Origin of the sequence: Bacillus infantis, from assembly GCF_020171945.1 — a bacterium.
GTDB lineage: Bacteria > Bacillota > Bacilli > Bacillales > Cytobacillaceae > Bacillus_AB > Bacillus_AB infantis_A.
On the sequence record NZ_JAIVAP010000003.1, the window covers coordinates 275,850 to 293,302 of the forward strand.

At 46.6% G+C, this 17,453-nt stretch carries 14 protein-coding genes; 11 read left to right on the top strand and 3 right to left on the bottom strand.

Annotated features, from left to right (window positions below; genetic code table 11):
• Position 1 precedes the first annotated feature (1 nt).
• From LCM00_RS08160 to LCM00_RS08185, 6 genes are all read left to right on the top strand, one after another.
• Complete coding sequence (locus LCM00_RS08160) at positions 2–175, top strand: hypothetical protein (protein ID WP_224900000.1); 174 nt, start codon at positions 2–4, stop codon at positions 173–175.
• 103 nt (positions 176–278) lie between these two features.
• Positions 279–1,415, top strand: a complete 1,137-nt coding sequence (locus LCM00_RS08165; RefSeq protein ID WP_224900003.1) for a sensor histidine kinase — start codon at positions 279–281, stop codon at positions 1,413–1,415.
• The gene (locus LCM00_RS08170) at positions 1,351–1,983 is read left to right on the top strand and encodes a response regulator transcription factor (RefSeq protein ID WP_224900006.1); all 633 of its coding nucleotides are present in this window, start codon (positions 1,351–1,353) and stop codon (positions 1,981–1,983) included. The genes LCM00_RS08165 and LCM00_RS08170 overlap by 65 nt, the downstream gene beginning before the upstream one ends.
• Positions 1,984–2,235: 252 nt before the next feature.
• Positions 2,236–3,168 carry an ABC transporter ATP-binding protein gene (locus tag LCM00_RS08175; RefSeq protein ID WP_224900009.1) on the top strand — a complete coding sequence of 311 codons (933 nt, stop codon included), beginning with the start codon at positions 2,236–2,238 and terminating at the stop codon, positions 3,166–3,168.
• A gap of 11 nt (positions 3,169–3,179) precedes the next feature.
• Positions 3,180–4,442: an ABC transporter permease gene (locus tag LCM00_RS08180; protein ID WP_224900012.1), complete on the top strand. Its 1,263-nt coding sequence runs from the start codon at positions 3,180–3,182 to the stop codon at positions 4,440–4,442.
• Entirely contained in the window at positions 4,439–5,533 is a 1,095-nt protein-coding gene (locus LCM00_RS08185) for an ABC transporter permease (protein WP_224900016.1), read from the top strand. The genes LCM00_RS08180 and LCM00_RS08185 overlap by 4 nt, the downstream gene beginning before the upstream one ends.
• Before the next feature lie 55 nt (positions 5,534–5,588).
• Here LCM00_RS08185 and LCM00_RS08190 read toward each other — a convergent pair whose 3' ends face one another.
• Positions 5,589–6,152 (bottom strand): DUF2777 domain-containing protein, encoded by a 564-nt coding sequence (locus LCM00_RS08190; RefSeq protein WP_224900019.1) that lies wholly within the window; start codon positions 6,150–6,152, stop codon positions 5,589–5,591.
• 458 nt (positions 6,153–6,610) lie between these two features.
• On the opposite strand from LCM00_RS08190, the gene asnB reads away from it, so the two are divergent.
• From asnB to LCM00_RS08210, 4 genes are all read left to right on the top strand, one after another.
• Positions 6,611–8,458 carry an asparagine synthase (glutamine-hydrolyzing) gene (asnB, locus tag LCM00_RS08195; RefSeq protein ID WP_224900021.1) on the top strand — a complete coding sequence of 616 codons (1,848 nt, stop codon included), beginning with the start codon at positions 6,611–6,613 and terminating at the stop codon, positions 8,456–8,458.
• A gap of 140 nt (positions 8,459–8,598) precedes the next feature.
• Positions 8,599–10,131 carry a phytoene desaturase family protein gene (locus tag LCM00_RS08200; protein ID WP_224900023.1) on the top strand — a complete coding sequence of 511 codons (1,533 nt, stop codon included), beginning with the start codon at positions 8,599–8,601 and terminating at the stop codon, positions 10,129–10,131.
• Positions 10,128–11,597 (top strand): phytoene desaturase family protein, encoded by a 1,470-nt coding sequence (locus LCM00_RS08205; protein ID WP_224900025.1) that lies wholly within the window; start codon positions 10,128–10,130, stop codon positions 11,595–11,597. The genes LCM00_RS08200 and LCM00_RS08205 overlap by 4 nt, the downstream gene beginning before the upstream one ends.
• Positions 11,590–12,426: a phytoene/squalene synthase family protein gene (locus LCM00_RS08210; protein ID WP_224900027.1), complete on the top strand. Its 837-nt coding sequence runs from the start codon at positions 11,590–11,592 to the stop codon at positions 12,424–12,426. The genes LCM00_RS08205 and LCM00_RS08210 overlap by 8 nt, the downstream gene beginning before the upstream one ends.
• A 35-nt stretch (positions 12,427–12,461) precedes the next feature.
• Here LCM00_RS08210 and LCM00_RS08215 read toward each other — a convergent pair whose 3' ends face one another.
• Together LCM00_RS08215 and LCM00_RS08220 are read right to left on the bottom strand one after the other, a co-directional pair.
• Entirely contained in the window at positions 12,462–13,829 is a 1,368-nt protein-coding gene (locus LCM00_RS08215; protein ID WP_224900029.1) for an MATE family efflux transporter, read from the bottom strand.
• Positions 13,830–13,955: 126 nt separating this feature from the next.
• Positions 13,956–15,719 carry an alpha-glycosidase gene (locus tag LCM00_RS08220; protein WP_224900598.1) on the bottom strand — a complete coding sequence of 588 codons (1,764 nt, stop codon included), beginning with the start codon at positions 15,717–15,719 and terminating at the stop codon, positions 13,956–13,958.
• 327 nt (positions 15,720–16,046) lie between these two features.
• On the opposite strand from LCM00_RS08220, the gene LCM00_RS08225 reads away from it, so the two are divergent.
• A complete protein-coding gene (locus tag LCM00_RS08225; RefSeq protein WP_224900031.1) occupies positions 16,047–17,321 on the top strand; it encodes an extracellular solute-binding protein in 1,275 nt (424 codons plus the stop codon).
• Positions 17,322–17,453: the final 132 nt, after the last annotated feature.

A 17,453-nucleotide genomic window follows, 5' to 3' on the forward strand; every position in this document is an offset into this window, starting at 1 on the left:
TATGTCAGGAGCCTGGATCTTAATCATTCTTATTGTTGTGCTGATTGCGATCACTTATGCTGTCCAGGCATTCGGAAAGCATAGCAGCCATCCGGTTTTAACCCAGAAGGAAGTGCTGGAAGCTATAAAAAAGAGAGAAGATGAGGAAGCTGCCGGAAAAAATCCTGATAGATGATAATTTTTTTGACGCCGGTTTTGCTGACTGAACCGCCGTCCAGGCTTAAGCTCTGAGTTTGAAGGAGGACTGGATGATACCTTTTTATATACGATTTCTGATTATGGCGATCATATGGGCCGGGCTGTTCTTTTTCATTGAAAACACAGTCCGCCCCATTTATCTCTTCAGCTGTTCCTTATCGTTCGCAGCTTATTTCCTGCTTGCCGTCACTGAAAGGAAACTGATCCTTTATTCCTTTCTTATGCTCAGTCTTCCTCTGATTGCCATTTACTTGGATAGGGGTGCATGGCCTTTTCTGCTGCTTGCCGCGTTTTTTTACTTGTACGAAGCAGCTCAGTCGATCCGGCCGGCAGCCTTTTACAGCCTTCTGGGCGGAACGGCTGTGTTGGCGGCCTTAACCATGATTATACTCATGCCTTCCGTTATCGCATTCATGCTGGCAATTGCCGCACTAAGTCTGGGATATGCATACTGCATCGGGCTGAACTCATCGCGCTGCAGACTTGAGGAGCTCAGGGAGCTTTATGATCAGGTGCTTGAAGAATACCGGAAAGCCAAACGGCAGGCTCTTAAGAATGAAGGGGCAGCCAGGGCCGAGGAAAGGACAAGGATCGCACGGGATATCCATGACTCTGTCGGCCATAAGCTGACAGCGCTCGGGATGGAAATGCAGAGCATGCTTCTTATGGAGCATAACGGCAGCATTGCCCGAATGAAGCAGACAGTGGAAGAATGCCTGGAAGAAACAAGGCGGGCAGTACGGGCCCTTAAATCAGAGGCAATTGAAGGAATCCCTGCCATCATCCAGCTGGTGAGGAAGCTTGAGAGCGAAAGCAGCCTGCGGATCCGTTTTACAACAAAGCAAGGGGTCTTAAGCCTTGTCCTTCCTAATATGCATAGTATAGCTTTATACCGGATCATTCAGGAGGCATTGACGAACTGCCTTAAATACAGCGAATCGAGAGATGTTGATGTCATTCTTGGTGTCTCCTCTGTCGGGGGGATATCCTTTGAGATCAGGAATGCCTTTCATAGCCCGGGCCCCATCCGTGAAAGCTTCGGCCTCAAGAGCATCAGGGAAAGGGTTCATGGGGCAGGAGGCATTGTCGAGATCTATTCTGATGGCAGCCAGTTTGTCATCCAGGGGTCCATTCCTGTAAGGGGGATAAAAAATGAACAGGATATTAATAGTCGAAGATCAAGTGATTGTCAGGCAGGGGCTGAGGATGATCATTGAACAGGATGGTGCCTTTTCTGTAGCCGGTGAAGCGGAAAATGGCCAGGAAGCGATTGAAAAAATGGAATCCCATGGAGCGGATATTATCCTTATGGACATTCAGATGCCTGTCATGAATGGCATAGAAGCGACCAGGATGATCAAAAAAAGGTGGCCAGCCGTAAAAATACTGATTTTGACTACTTTCAATGACGAAGATTATGCACTGCAGACTCTGAAGGAAGGGACAAATGGATTTTTGCTGAAAACCTCTGATGGACCCCGCCTGCTGCAATCGATCAGGAGCTGCCTGGAAGGCGGCATCAGCATCCACGAGCAGGTTGCAGCCAAGGTCATGCCGAAGCTTCTGGACCACTCATGCCATAAAGAGGCGGAAGTCCCGCTTACTCCCAGGGAACGTGATATCGCCAGGCTCATCGGGCATGGAAAAACTAATAAGGAAATTGCAAAAGAGCTGTATCTGTCAGTGGGAACAGTGAAAAACCATTTAACCCAGATTCTGCAGAAGCTGGATCTGCGGGACCGGACACAGCTTGCGATTTTTGCAGTCAAGAATGATATTCTCTAAGATTGGCAGATGATTTTAAAGAAGCAAGTAAGGCCAGGCATGGCGGGGCAGTCTCCGGTTTGCCTGTTATCATTTCTGCGATATATGTGAAAACCCAGGGGCTATACTGATAGCCCCTTTTCCATGTCTGTTTAACAGAAATCTTCTTTAAAAGTGACGGAGGTCATATCCAGAGGATGGTTTTAATGACGGAAGACAGTAGTGCGGTTTTCCATTGAAGCTGTATATTGAAGGTAATAAGGGGGAGATGGAATGCTGGAGGCTGTAGAGCTTATAAAGAAATTTAAGAATAAAACCGCAGTGAATGGCGTGAATTTATATCTGGAAAAAGGCGAGACTGTAGGGCTTCTTGGCCCGAATGGGGCTGGGAAATCGACAACCATATCAATGATTTCATCCCTTACATCGCCAACGAGCGGGGATGTAAGGGTCAAAAACGAAAGCATCCTTCAGAAGCCGTCCGGACTAAGGAATATCCTTGGGGTCGTCCCGCAGGAAATTGCTCTTTACAATGAACTGACGGCAAGGGAGAACCTTGAATTTTTCGGAAGGATCCACCGTTTGCCCAAACAGAGGCTAAAACAAAAAACAGAAGAAGTACTGGAAATGATCGGCCTTGAGGACCGGGAAAAGGATTTGGTGAAAACATTTTCCGGAGGCATGAAACGGCGCCTGAATATCGGTGCTGCGCTCCTTCATGAACCGGAATTGGTCATTATGGATGAACCTACCGTAGGCATCGATCCGCAGTCCCGGAATTATATTCTTGAAACCGTGAAACGCCTGAACAGGGAAAAGAATATGACAGTTCTATATACGAGCCATTACATGGAAGAGGTGGAATATCTGTGCGACAGGATCTACATCATGGACCATGGAGAAATCATTGCTTCCGGGACAAAGGATGAAATCAAAAGCATCCTGTCGGCTGAGCAGGCAATCAATATAAAGGTTGACCTGATGAGAGGGGAATTCATCCGCCTGCTGGAGGAGCATGCCGCAATCAGGCAGCTGTCTGTACAAGAGCAGACTGCGACCATCATCGTTCCTAAACAGGTCCATCTGCTGAAGGACATCTTCCGTTCAGCTGAGCAAACCGGCACAATTGTAACGGCTGTCAATATAGAACTGCCTAGCCTTGAAGATGTATTCCTGCATCTGACCGGACGGCAGCTCAGGGATTAGGGGGGAAGGATATGCTTTTTCAAATGATCAAAAAGGATCTCCTGCTTTTTTGGCGCAAGCCGCGTGAACTGATCATCCTTCTTCTGATGCCGTTTGTTTTGATCTGCATTCTGGGGAATGCGCTCGGGGCGCTGAACAGCGATGAGATTCCGGATCTTGATATCAAGCTTGCTGTATGGGTGCAGGATGATTATGAAGCTGGTGCTGCAGAAGCAGCCGCAATAATAGAGAATTTCCCTATGCCCGATGAAGCTAAGGAAGAAGCTGCCACCGCAGTGGAAATGTTCAATCCTGCGGCCATATTGATTGAAGAAGTTTTCGGCGATGAAGAATTCAGCCAGAGCATCGGAGTGGATTATATCTCAGAGGAGCTGGATTCAGAGCGCCAGGAGGAATACAGCGCGATGCTGACAATTCCGGCAGGCTTTACCGCCGATTATTACCGGCACAGCCTATTGAAGGAAGGTGAAGCTCCTAAGCTTGAATTGCAGCTGAATGATTCAGATGCGCTCAGGGCAGGGGTAATACGTGATTTTCTGGCCAATTTCCAGGAGCAGATTTCCTTATGGCAGGGAATCCGGACGGTTGGTATTTCGGCTGGCGATATCAAGGAGGCTGGCATTGATGAACTTGGCTCAATCGAATCGGTCAGCAAAGTGAACGAAATCAGCTCTGTCAGCTATTATGCCATTGGAATGAGTATGATGTTTGTCTTCTACGTGGCTACCACGGCAGCCAGCTTTGCTTATACCCAGAAGGAAGAGCATCTGTACAACAGAATACTTCTGGCAAATGTTCCAAATTCCATTTTCTTTTCAGGCATCTTTTCTGCTGCGGCCATCGTTTGCTTTTTGCAGCTGAATATTCTTTTTGGCCTGTCGGCACTCATTTTTGATGTTTCTTATCCTGATATCTTGGATTTCCTGATCATCACATGCGCCATTTCCTTCATGATTGGAAGCTTTGCCAGCCTGCTTTCTGCAGTAAACTATCGAAGCAGCTCAGAAAGGGCGGGCCGCGTGTTTGGGAATTTTCTTGTCCCTGTATTTGCTTTTGTGGGCGGCAGCTTTTTTCCTGTTTCCCAGCTGGGCGGCATTTTTGAAAGTTTTGGATCTTATTCACCCGGGGGAGCGGGAATATCAGCTTACATGAAAATCCTTCAGGGCTATCCGCTTGGAGAAACGGCTGGCCAGCTCTGGTCCCTTGCTGTATTTTCAGCAATACTGCTGTTCGCTGCACTGTTGATGCAGCCTAGAAAGGGGGAGGCAGCATGATTGGAATGCTATGGGGGAAGATCCTCCTGACATTGAGGAATCCGGGTGCTTTGATTGCCTCCACGATCATCTGCATGGCGTTTGCCTATCTTACAGGTCAGTCCGCGTTTGTGAAAATAGAGATTCCGATATATTCTTCGGCAGATGGAAGCAATGAGGAAATCATGGAAGAGCTGAATGATGGAGACACTTTTTCTTTTGTTTTGCAGACTGAAGATGAGGCAAAGAAAAAAGTGGCTGAAGGAAACGCGGAAGCTGCCGTGGAGCTTGGTCAGAGTTCTTATGTAATCTATCATGCGGGGGCTTCGCAAAATCTGCAGCTGCTGAATCAGTATATCGGACGATATTATATGAAATCTGTGCAGGAACAGCAGATAGTCCAGCTTGCGGACGATCCGGCCGCGGCTGAAAAGGTCCTTCGGGAAGCGGAAAAAGAACCGGCCTTCCAGCTTGGCCTGTCCTCGTTCAATCAGAAAGATACAGCTGAATACAGCCAGCCGCTGCAGTCATTATTCGGCTTCACTTTATTTTTTTCAATTTATACAGTTGCTTTTACTGTTGCCGAGATTTTGCGTGATAAGCAGTCCGGGCTCTGGGACCGGTTCATTTTATCACCGACGTCCAAAGCCGAAATGTACCTGGCCAATCTGCTTTGGAGCTTTTTGATTGGATACATCCAAATTGTTTTTGTGTTTCTTGTCTTTAAATTCGGTGCGGGAATTGATTTTAATGGAAGGTTCGGAACAGTGCTGATCGCTGTGATTCCTTATCTGTTTTCCATTGTCGCGCTTTCCATATTCCTGACGGGGCTTGTGAAAACTATGAGCCAGTTCAACAGCATCATCCCTTTGATCAGCGTTAGCTTTGCGATGCTTGGCGGGGCGTATTGGCCGATTGAAATTGTCAGTTCAGAGCTGCTTGTGGGCGTTTCGCGCTTCATACCCATTACTTATGGGATGGAGATGATGAAGGGAGCCGTAGTATCCGGAAGATCCATCACGGATATGCTTTATCCAGTAGCGATCCTTCTATTGATGGGCGTAATCCTCATGGGGCTTGGGATACGAATGATTGAAAAGCGGCATGTATGAGGGGAAAAACAGATAAAAGAGGCATGGATGATTCAAATCCATGCCTTCTCTTCTATCATGGAGTAATTTTTTCAATGACGAGTCTTTTCCCTGTGTTAAGGGTGAATTCGAACCGGTCGCTCTTTTTTTCGTAATAGCAGAAATGGTGCTGGACATTGCAGATGCATTCCTGATTATCGAAAACAATGAAATTGACTCCGTTTTTCCGCTCGCTGTCATTCAGGAAGTTCAAGTGGTTATAGCAGTAAATGCAGTCGAAGATTGAGAATTGAAGTGAATTCAAGGTCGTGACAAATTGATAAAAGGCATCATCATTCACTTCATCCAGCAATCTTTCGAGAGAGAAGGTGAGGTGTTTTTTCATCCGGATGCTGTCATGGTTTTTCAGCGAAATCACTTCATCCGCAAGCCCGATTCGCCCATTTTCAAATAGGACACCTTTTTTCCACCGCTTATATCGCAATACTTCTATTTCCTGATGGAGGAATTCATCCAATATTGAGGCTTCTTCTGTTTCTTCATCGAAAAAAACCCACTGCTCGTTGATGCATTCGACTGTGCCAATCGTGAAAGCCCGGGTTTGGAACTCATAGAGTTTGGTTCGCTGCTGTCTGTTCATCTTGTACCTCCATATGATTCCTTCAACATCCTTTTTAGACAAAAATTCAGGAATTTATAACTGCTAAGCTTTCCTGGAAATGAAAATCACTGGCACTAATACTGGCAGAGACCCTGGCAAAGTTAAACTTTTACGGGTGAAAAAATAGCCAATCGGTATACTTAAATAGTTTTTACATTTCCATTGAATCATTAAGAATGTTCATGCATCCCTAAAAAGGGCAGAAATATTAAAAGGAGCTCATGTTAGAGAGGGAAGTGTAATACCGCAAACCTAACTATTCTGCTAAAGTGGTTCTGGATTGTCTGCCTAAAATCAAGAAGATGGTCAGATTTTCTGACATTATTATTTTTGAATAATCATCTATACGGGACAATTAACCATTTCCTAGGCCCTGCATACAATGTCATCATGCAAAAGGATGTAACCTGATTTCCGCTGACGAAAGGATGATGAGAATGTGTGGAATAACGGGCTGGATTGATTTTAGCAGAGATTTGCGAAAAGAGGCTGCAGCAGTTGGGAAAATGGCGGAAACACTTGCAAAGCGCGGGCCTGATGACACGAACGTATGGACCGGTATCCATGCGGGATTTGGCCATAAACGGCTGTCCGTCGTAGATCCTGCAGGCGGCAAACAGCCGATGTCCAGGCAGGCAAAAGGCAGCGTTTATACAATCTGCTATAATGGCGAGCTTTATAATACAGAAGATATACGAAAAGAACTCCTTATAAAAGGATATTCTTTCAGCACTCATTCTGATACAGAAGTTCTGCTGACAGCTTATATAGAATGGAAAGAAAATTGCCTGGAGCACTTGAATGGGATATTTGCTTTTGCGGTATGGGACCAGGAGGAAAACCGCCTGTTTATCGCAAGAGACCGTCTGGGCGTAAAACCGCTTTTCTATAAAGAGACGGCAAAGGGCCTTATTTTCGGCTCTGAGCTTAAAGCGATCCTGGCCCATCCGGAAGTGCGTACTGAGATCGACCGTGAAGGGCTGGCTGAAGTATTTGGCCTGGGGCCATCCCGTTCCCCTGGCAGCGGAGTCTTTAAAGGAATAAAAGAGCTTAGGCCAGCCCATGCACTGGCATTATCAAGGGAAGGGCAAAAAATCTGGCGCTATTGGAATGTAAAAAGTGCAGAGCATAAGGACAATCTGGAGGAAACAGCTGAAAAGGTGAGGCATTTATTTACAGATGCGGTCACAAGGCAGCTCGTGTCAGATGTGCCGTTATGCACCTTCCTGTCAGGAGGGGTCGATTCGAGTGCCATTACTGCGGTAGCTTCCCGTGCCTATGAAGAAGAGGGAAAAGGGCCGCTGCACACATATTCCATTGATTATGAAGATAATGAAAAGCATTTTAAGGCAAATGAATTCCAGCCTAACTCTGACGGGGCTTTTATCAGGAAGATGACCGAAGAATTCCAGACCATCCACCACTCAAGCATCATCTCTCAGGGCGAGCTGGCAGAACATCTGAGAGAAGCCGTCCTTGTGAGGGATCTGCCGGGAATGGCCGATGTCGATTCTTCGCTCTTGTGGTTTTGTAAAGAAATCAAACATGACTTTACCGTAAGCCTTTCAGGTGAATGCGCTGATGAGATATTCGGGGGCTACCCATGGTTTCACCGCCAGGATGACTTGAACCGCAGCGGCTTTCCATGGATGCGTTCCATACAGGAAAGGCAGCAATTGCTGAAGCCGCATTGGCGTGAGAAGCTCCAGCTTGAAGAATATATGCACAGCAAGTACAGGGAAACTGTTGCAGAGACTCCTGTGCTTGAAGGGGAAACCACTCAGGAGGCAAGAAGGAGGGAGCTTTTCTACCTCAATAAGATCTGGTTCATGACGACGCTGCTTGACCGCAAAGACAGGATGAGCATGGGCGCGAGCCTTGAGGTAAGGGTCCCGTTTGCTGACCACAGGCTGGTCGAATATGCATGGAATATCCCATGGGAGATGAAAATGCTCGGCGGCCGGGAAAAAGGAATCCTCCGCAAGGCACTTGAGGGGATCCTTCCGGATGAGGTCTTATACCGCAAAAAGAGTCCATATCCGAAAACCCATAATCCAGAATATACGAAAGCTGTAAAGGGCATGCTCTCCGAAATACTGGCTGACAGAAGCGCTGCCCTATACGAGTTCTTTGATGAAGAACAGCTGAAGGAAATAATCGAAACGGAGGGGAAATCCTTCCGGGAGCCATGGTTCGGGCAGCTGATGACAGGGCCCCAGCTTCTTGCCAATCTTGTCCAGATGGAAATTTGGTTTAAAGAATACAGCATAAATATTGCGGATTGACCCTGGGGCCTGCTTTATGCAGGTTCTTTTCTTTTGTGTCTGAAGAGACGCATGCCTTAAAGATTGCCAGTTTCAAAGTATGATTGTATAATGTTTGTATAACTATTGTATAGTTCCGGAATTTGAAAGGAGGCCAGAAGATGGTTAAAAAAATCGTGATCATTGGGGCGGGGCCAGGGGGGCTCGCTGCGTCCATGCTCCTATCCAGCCGTGGATATGAGGTGGATGTCTATGAGAAGCAGCCTTATCTGGGCGGCAGGACAGGCAGCATAAAGAAGGACGGTTTTACTTTTGACATCGGGCCTACTTTTCTCAGTATGCCCCATATTGCAGAAGAGCTTTTCGCAGCCAGCGGCCGAAGACTCTCTGACTATCTGCAGCTTAAGGAATTAAAAGAGATGTATGAACTGATCTTCGAGGATGCCGGAATCCATATCACAAGCGACCGGAATGAAATGGTCCGCAGGATAGAAGAAAAGTTTCCCGGGAATGGCAATGGCTATCTCCGGTTTATGGAAGATACAGAGAGGAAAATGTCAGCATTGATGCCCATTCTGCAATCACGGATGGACAGGTATCGGCACTATCTGAGCTGGAAGGTCATCAAAGCCCTGCCTGAGCTGTCTCTTGGAAAAAGCCTTTATGATGTGCTTTCCCGTTATTTTGACAGTGAAACGCTTCGTCTGGCATTTACTTTCCAGTCTAAATATCTGGGGATGTCTCCATGGGAATGCCCTGGCGCTTTTTCGATCCTTTCCTTTATGGAGCACGAGTATGGGATCTACCATCCGATCGGCGGTCTGAACCAGCTGCCCGAAGCGATGGCGAAAGTCACCATGGAGCATGGAGGCAGGATACATCTCGGAAAGGGTGTGAAGACCCTTTGGATGGAAGGCAGTGACAGCAGGGGAATCATCCTTGAATCAGGTGAGAAGGTAGCTGCTGATGAAGTTATCATCAATGCCGATTTTGCCAAGGCAATGAGCACGATCCTTAATGAGGGAAAACTGAAAAAGTATAAAACCCCCAAACTGGAAAAAAAGAAATACTCCTGTTCAACATTCATGATTTATCTCGGGCTTGATAAGCAGTATGACCTCCCGCACCATACCATCTGCTTTGCCGAGGATTACAAAAGGAACGTAGAAGAAATCACGAAAACACTCAGCTTATCCGGGGACCCTTCCATCTACATCCAGAACCCGTCTGCCACAGACCCGACATTGGCGCCGGAAGGAAAATCTGCACTTTATATTCTTGCACCTGTGCCTAATAACTTCAGCGGCATTGAATGGGATAGCAGGCAGGAAGAGTTCAGGAATCTTGTTCTGGATATAGTAGAAAAGAAGACCGGTTTTAAAGGCTTGAGGGACCATATAGAATTTGAAAAGATTATCAGCCCTAAAAACTGGGAAGATGATCTGCATGTCTATAAAGGCGCGACCTTCAATCTTGGGCATCAGCTTTCGCAAATGATGGTGCTGAGGCCGCATAATCGATTTGAGGAAGCGGGGAATACATGGCTGGTCGGCGGAGGGACTCACCCTGGCAGCGGGCTGCCGACCATATTGGAGTCAGCGAGGATCACGGCAAAAATGATATTGGAAAAAGACGGGCTGGAATTGCCGGAACAAGATGGCCAAAGCTTCCCGGGACTGGAGGAAGCATTATGAAAACAGCGGTTATCGGCGGCGGGATCGGCGGCATGACATCCGCACTGCTGCTGGCAGACGATGGCCATGAAGTCGTCATTCTCGAAAAGGAAAATAAGCTTGGGGGAAGGCTTTCTTTTATGGAGGAAGGCGGCTTTCGGATCGACCAGGGGCCAACCATCGTCCTGCTCCCTGATATGATTGAGAGTATTTTGGAAGAAGCGGGGCTTGGCAGGGATCAGTATGAAATGATGAGGCTGGACCCGCTCTATAAAATTACTTATCCGGACGGAACCGATTATATCAAGCATGCAGACATAGGTGATCAGGAAAAGGAGATCAGCCGAAAATTCCCCGAAAGCCTCGCAGGGTTTCAAAGGTTTATGAAGGATATGGACTATCGTTTCCATACGGGCAGACCTCAGTTCCTGGAACGCCCCTTTCTGGAGAAGGGAGACTTCTGGAATAAGAAGACACTTTCCTCTTTAGCGAAAATGAATGCTCATAAAAGTGTTGATAAGCAGCTTTCATCTTATTTTAAGGATGAAAGGCTGAGGATTGCCTATGCTCTCCAGACCTTATATATCGGGGGCAATCCGCTGAGCACCCCCGCCATCTACAGCCTTGTGTCTTACAGTGAGCACAAGCATGGCATTTTTTATGTGAAAGGCGGCTATGCCAGCCTGATCGGAAAACTTGAAGAACTTCTTAAGAAGAAGGGAGTAGAAATACGACTTGGGAGCCGTGTTGAAAAGCTGCTGACAGACGGCACAAAGGCCAAGGGAGCCATTATCAATGGACAGGAAGAAAAATACGACTCCTTCATCATCAACGGCGATTTTCCTGTAGCGGAAAAAGAGCTTCTGGACCGCAGGAAAAATTACAAAGCCTCCTCCGGCTGTCTGCTCCTCTACTTCGGGATCGGAAAAGTATATGAGGAAGCGATGGTGCACCAGTTTTTCATAGGCCGTGATTTCAATAAAAGCATGGAAGAGATCTTCAAGCAGCAGCTGCTGCCGGAAGAACCCTCTTATTATACATTCTATCCTTCAGCAATCGATGATTCTCTTGCGCCTGAAGGGAAAAGCGTCCTTTATGCTCTCATACCCGCTCCATCAGGTGAACATACCGACTGGAGCAGTAAGGATGAGTATGTTGACAGGATCATCAGCCGGATGGAAAGGGATAGCTTTCCCGGGCTCCGAGACCATATAGAATGGATGAAGGTCAGGACCCCTGAGGATGCACTCCGCGAGGGACTGTATGGAGGAGGAAGCTTTGGGATAGCTCCTTCCCTGTTCCAGTCAGGCATTTTCCGACCCCAGCTGAAGCCTTTCAAGGAAAAAAACATCTATGCGGTCGGGGCAAGCGTCCATCCTGGCGGAGGGATCCCGATTGTCCTGCAGGGAGCAAAGATGCTGGCTGATCATATCAAGCTTGAGCATAAAAAGAATATACAAACGGAAGGAGTGTCGATCATTGGATAAAGCTGCAGCGGCCTATCGCTATTGTGAAGAGGTCATCAAAAATAATTCAGCCACATTTCACCGTGCTTTTTCTTTCCTGCCGCCTGAGAAAAAAAGGGCTGTCTGGGCCATTTATGCTTTCTGCCGCAGGGTGGATGATATTGTGGACGAAGGAGTGAGCCCAGAGGAGGAGGTGGCTGCTTTTGAAGAAGAGTTTGCCGTATTTCTCGAAGGCAGGCTGCCCGATCAGGATGTTATGCTGTGGACGGCGCTCAGGGACGTGTTCGGCAGCTTTGACATGGACAGCACTCCTTTCTTTGAAATGATTGCAGGGCAGAAAATGGATCTGTACAAATCAAGATACAATACAGTCGATGAACTTCTTGATTATTCCTATCATGTGGCGAGTACGGTCGGTCTGATGCTGCTCCCTGTCCTTGCGCCTGATAATGCGAAAAAGCTGAAGCATGGCGCCATTAAGCTGGGGCAGGCTATGCAGATCACCAATATACTGCGGGATATTGGTGATGACCTCAAAAGAGATCGGGTCTATCTCCCTGCAGCATTGATGGAGAAGCACGGATATAAGGAGGAAGAACTGCAGTCAGGCCAGCTGAATGCGGCTTTCTTCGCGCTGTTTGAGGAATTGGCGGGAATCGCCGAGCAATATTATGAAGAAGCGCTGGAAACGATCCATTTTTATCCTCCTTCTTCCAGGACGCCTGTCAAGGGGGCAGCTGTCCTTTACAGAGCCATCCTTAATAAAATCCGGAAGAACGGATATAACTCATTTGGAGCTAGGAATTATGTGACGAAGGAAGAAAAAGCAGTGCTCCTCGCTACAATATAAAAAAGGCCTGGCTGCCGCCAGGCCTTGCTGTCTCTTTACCCGGCAGCTTCTTTACCTTTGCCGGCCCTGCCGATGAACGATTTTTCCATCCATACTTTAGAGCGCCATCTCCACAGCATGAGGATCCCTCTCAGCCATTCATCTGCAATGAAGGCGATCCATACCCCAATAAGCCCAAGTCCGAAATGGATCCCCGCAATATAAGAAATGGTGACAGAAACACCCCACATGGAGAGGATGCCCATATAGACAGGGAACTTTACATCGCCCGCTGCCCTTAGCGAGCTGATGACAACCAGATTGAAGGAGCGGCCGGGTTCAAGGATGATGGTCAAAAGAATCAGCGTGCTTCCAACCTTGATGATATCCTGATTGTCCGTAAAGATGCCCAGCAATGAATCTGAGAAAAAGGTGAAAACGACAGCTGCTCCCAAAGATATCGCAATAGCGAGCTTCAAGCTTTTGATGCACCTATGATAGGCCGATGCGAATTCTCTTGCGCCGATCATATGCCCGATCATGATTTGGGTTCCCTGGCTGATGGCGAGGCTGAATAGAAAAATGAACATCATCAGATTCTGGGCATAAACCTTTGCCGTCAAAGCTTCTGTTCCAATCATTGCAACAAAATAGGTAATGACCATCTGGGAGGCGTTATAAGACAGCTGCTCACCAGCAGAAGGTATGCCGATTTGCAGGAGATTCCGCAGATGTTCCTTCGGGAAGCGGAAAAGAAGCCTGAAAGGCAGCTCGCCCTCTGTGCGCCTGATGAGCACCAGGATGGAAGCCGCAAGGCCGATCGTTCTGCTGACAGCAGTAGAAATGGCCACACCCTCGACACCCAGTACAGGTATTCCCAAAGGGCCGAAGATGAAAAGATAATTTCCAATGACATTCAAAATATTCATCCCGATGGTGATATACATAACATCTCTAGTAAAACCATAGCTTCTGATGACAGCCCCAATGGTCATGATGAGTGCCTGGACAAAGGAAAAGCCGCCGACAATTACAAGATAAACGTTTGCTTCATCCATCAGTTCCGGAGGCAGGTCCATCAGCTTCAGCAAAGACTTGCCAAAAATGATTAAGACGGCACTGAGCAGTATGCCGAAGCAAAGGTTGGTCCCAAGGGACACCACCGATATTTCACCGGCTTTTCCGGGCTGTTTTGCCCCCAGGTTCTGGGCAACGAGTATGCTAGTGCCTGTTGCTACAAATCCAAACATCACAATGATGAGTGACAGGATTTGGTTTGAAACCCCGACAGCAGCAACAGAGTTATCGGAGTACTGCGACAGCATAAGCGTGTCAGCATTCCCCATGAGCATATGAAGCAGTATTTCAATGAAAATGGGCCAGGTGAGGGCAAATAAAGTCAAATTTTTTTTCGGTTGTTTCATATTGCATTTCTCCTAAACAATTCGGTATGATTCTTTGTGATAAAAGAGCGCCTCCCCCGGGAAGTCATTATACGCAAAGAAAGGGCTGGCAGAAGTGCCAGCCTTATAAATGATGGTTTGAAATTTTTATAGTTCAAAGGACAATATGGCCGCCCCGTAGGCTTCCAATTCTGCAGACAGGGAATCTGCTTCAGCAGCATATTCTTCCTCCGTCAGCAAATCAATAATTTTTTTCCCTCTTAGAGGAAAGGGGAGGGAGAATGAAGCTTCTTCATTTGAAGCATTTAAGAGAATGACAATCTTCCTGGTTCCCGAACTTCTGGCAAATGCAGCAACTGTACTCTCCTCTGGGAGCTCCAGAAACTCCAGAACTCCCTCATTTGCCAGAAGCGGCTCTGATTTACGCAATTGAATAAGCTTTTTTGTATGTTCGTACATTTCTATGCTGTATTCTTCTTCATCCCATGGCATGCATTCCCGGCATCCAGGATCCATGCCGCCGGAAAGTCCGACTTCATCCCCGTAATAAATGCAGGGAGTCCCGATATAAGTCATCATGAATGTGAAAATCAGCTTTGCCTTTTCAAGCGATCCCCCGCACTCGGTAAGAACCCTTGGAGTATCATGGCTTCCAACCAGATTGAAAGCAGCCTCGTTGACATTATCAGGATACATATGGATAACAGAGACCATATTCTCTGCAAATTGGCGGGGACTGATATTTTCTTTCGCAAATAGATTAAGAACATTTGTCAGGAAAGGGTAATTCATGACAGCATCGAATTGGTCCCCCCTGAGCCATGGCATGCTATCATGCCAGATTTCCCCGAGGATATACAGATCTGGCTTGATGCTCTTCACTTCTGCCCGGAATTCGCGCCAGAACTGATGATCGATTTCATTGGCGACATCCAGCCTCCAGCCATCGATATCAAATTCCCGCACCCAATAACGGCCGACTTCCAGGAGATATTCCTTTGTTTCCGGATTTTGCGTATTGAGCTTTGGCATGGACTCGACGAACGCAAAGGTAGAATAGTTTGGACGTTCTCCGCCTTCCAGCGGAAATTCTTCAGCATGGAACCAGTCTTTAAATTTGGATTCCTCCTGGTTTTCCAGCAGATCCTGAAAAGGTCCGAACTGATAGCCGCTGTGATTAAAGACAGCATCAAGCATGACTCTGATTCCCTTTTCATGACAAATCTTCACAAGCTTGCGGAACGTTTCTTTATCACCAAACTGGGGGTCGATTTCATAATAATCTATTGTATCATATTTATGATTGGAGTATGCCTTGAATATAGGTGTGAAGTAAATCCCTGTAATGCCCAGGCCGGCAAGGTAGTCTATATGGTCAATGATTCCCTGGAAATCGCCGCCAAAGAAATTATCAGGCTGGGGCTCCTCGCTTCTCCACGGTTTCGTATCCGGGGGATTCAATGATTCATCGCCATTAGCGAATCTCTCCGGAAAAATTTGATACCATACCGTATCCTTCACCCATTCCGGAGCCCTGAAAACCTCGCTTGCATGAAGATAGGGGAAGCAGAAGAGGCTGCCGGGATCTTCAGGAAGCTCGTCAAAGAAGCCTTTTTCAGTATAAACGGCCTGCTCGTCCCCTGACTTCAGGCAAAAACCATACCGTGTTCTTTTAAACTCCGGCTCTGGCTCAGCCAGCCAGTAATCAAAGAATTCGTCGGTTCCCGTTTTTTTCATCGGGATCCGGCGGCTGGCCCAGCCGTCTTCATTCCATTCATATTGGTCTCCGTAAATAAGTTCAGCTTCCTCAATATTGCCTTTCTTGGCTTTCAGCCTGATATGGAGTACGCTTTCGCTATAAGCATATGTAAAGCTGTCAGCAGGCTGGTGAAATATTGACGACCTTTCCAGCATAAATTTTCCCCTCTCTTGTGCAATCGATTGCATCGCAAGTTGACTTTTATAAAATTTATCAAAGAACAGGCTCTCATTCAAGCTGGAGCTCTCATATCCGATATAAACTTTTTCGGGATAATGTTAAAAAAGGGGGTTGTCAAAATGAAATTAGCAAGTATAATAAAGTTAAAGTTTGTGCAATCGTTTTCACAGGCGGCTGTCCTGAAAAGTACCAGCGGTTATTTTTTTTGAATATGCTGATAACGCTTTCAGCTGTCTTTAATACAGCGATTTGTGCAAACGGTTGTACTAGAAAAATATAATTTCTTTGGAGGGGTCAAAATGAAGAAGGCTTTATCATTATTTATGATGATCGTCCTGGTTTTTGGAGTGCTGGCTGCTTGCGGTCCTAAAGATGAAGAAACAGGCACTGCAGGAGAAAAAACAGAAGGCGGTTCAGACAAACCTGAAAAGCTGATCGTCTGGGAAGATACAGATAAAGGAGTCGCTCTTAAAGATGCGGCAGACAAGTTTGAAGCAGAACACGGCATCAAAATTGAATTCAAGGAATTGAATATAACAAAGATGCAGGAAAACCTTGCACTGGACGGCAACACAGCCAATGCGCCGGATGTTATCACAATGTCACATGACGGCACTGGCCCTGCGATGGTAAAAGGGTATATTAAGGAACTTGAAGTAAGCGACGAGATCCTTGACCAATTTACAAGTTCTTCAGTAGAAGCCCTGAAATATGAAGGCAAGCTTTACGGACTTCCGAAAGCTACTGAAACACCGGTTTTCATTTATAACAAAGCACTGCTTCCTGAAGTTCCGGAAAACCTGGAAGATCTCTATACTAAATCAAAAGAAGTAACAAAAGACGGAAACTACGGATTCCTTGCAATCTGGGATGACTTCTATCATGCACACGGCGTATTCTCCGGATTCGGCGGATATGTATTCGGCGAGAAAGACAGCAAAGTTGACGTGACTGATATCGGCCTGAATAACGATGCTTCTGTAGAAGCAGCAGATTATATCAAAAAGTGGTATGCAGAAGGATTATTCCCGAAAGGAATCATCGGTGAAAAATCAAACGACAATATGAACGGCCTATTTAAAGAAGGAAAAGCTATTGCTGTCCAAAACGGACCTTGGGCGTTCCAGGATTATAAAGATGCAGGCATCGATTATGGTGTAGCAGCTATGCCGAAGCTTCCAAATGGCGAGCCTGTCAAGACATTCATGGGTGTTAAAGGCTGGTTTGTTACAAACTTCAGCAAAAACCAGGAATGGGCACAGAAATTCGTTGAATTCATCACAAATGAAGAAAATGCCAAAAAGCGTTTTGAACTGACTGGCGAAATCCCGCCATTGAAATCACTGATGGAAGATCCTGAGTTCGTTAAGAATAACGAAGGTGCTGCAGCAGTAATGGCGCAGTCCCAGTATGCTGTTCCAATGCCAAGTGTACCGGAAATGGCTGAGGTTTGGGATCCTATGAAAAAAGCGGTAGAAACAATCATCACAGGTAAATCAGAATCCAAAAAAGCGCTTGATAATGCTGTGAAGACTATTGAACAGCAAATCGAAGCTAACCACAGCGGAAACTGATCTATAGCAATAAAGGAAAGGGCGGTACTCCTTGGTGGAGTACTGCCTCCCATTTTATTAAGCAGTCAAAAGAGCAGGATTTTAAGAGATATACTCCTTTTTGTCTGCTTCAGAAGACAATAATGCCGCAAA

Bases quoted from the DNA above. Each gene is read 5' to 3' on its own strand.
- LCM00_RS08160 (WP_224900000.1), top strand. From the start codon at position 2: ATGTCAGGAGCCTGGATCTTAATCATTCTTATTGTTGTGCTGATTGCG.
- LCM00_RS08165 (WP_224900003.1), top strand. From the start codon at position 279: ATGGCGATCATATGGGCCGGGCTGTTCTTTTTCATTGAAAACACAGTC.
- LCM00_RS08170 (WP_224900006.1), top strand. From the start codon at position 1,351: ATGAACAGGATATTAATAGTCGAAGATCAAGTGATTGTCAGGCAGGGG.
- LCM00_RS08175 (WP_224900009.1), top strand. From the start codon at position 2,236: ATGCTGGAGGCTGTAGAGCTTATAAAGAAATTTAAGAATAAAACCGCA.
- LCM00_RS08180 (WP_224900012.1), top strand. From the start codon at position 3,180: ATGCTTTTTCAAATGATCAAAAAGGATCTCCTGCTTTTTTGGCGCAAG.
- LCM00_RS08185 (WP_224900016.1), top strand. From the start codon at position 4,439: ATGATTGGAATGCTATGGGGGAAGATCCTCCTGACATTGAGGAATCCG.
- LCM00_RS08190 (WP_224900019.1), bottom strand. From the start codon at position 6,152: ATGAACAGACAGCAGCGAACCAAACTCTATGAGTTCCAAACCCGGGCT.
- asnB (WP_224900021.1), top strand. From the start codon at position 6,611: ATGTGTGGAATAACGGGCTGGATTGATTTTAGCAGAGATTTGCGAAAA.
- LCM00_RS08200 (WP_224900023.1), top strand. From the start codon at position 8,599: ATGGTTAAAAAAATCGTGATCATTGGGGCGGGGCCAGGGGGGCTCGCT.
- LCM00_RS08205 (WP_224900025.1), top strand. From the start codon at position 10,128: ATGAAAACAGCGGTTATCGGCGGCGGGATCGGCGGCATGACATCCGCA.
- LCM00_RS08215 (WP_224900029.1), bottom strand. From the start codon at position 13,829: ATGAAACAACCGAAAAAAAATTTGACTTTATTTGCCCTCACCTGGCCC.
- LCM00_RS08225 (WP_224900031.1), top strand. From the start codon at position 16,047: ATGAAGAAGGCTTTATCATTATTTATGATGATCGTCCTGGTTTTTGGA.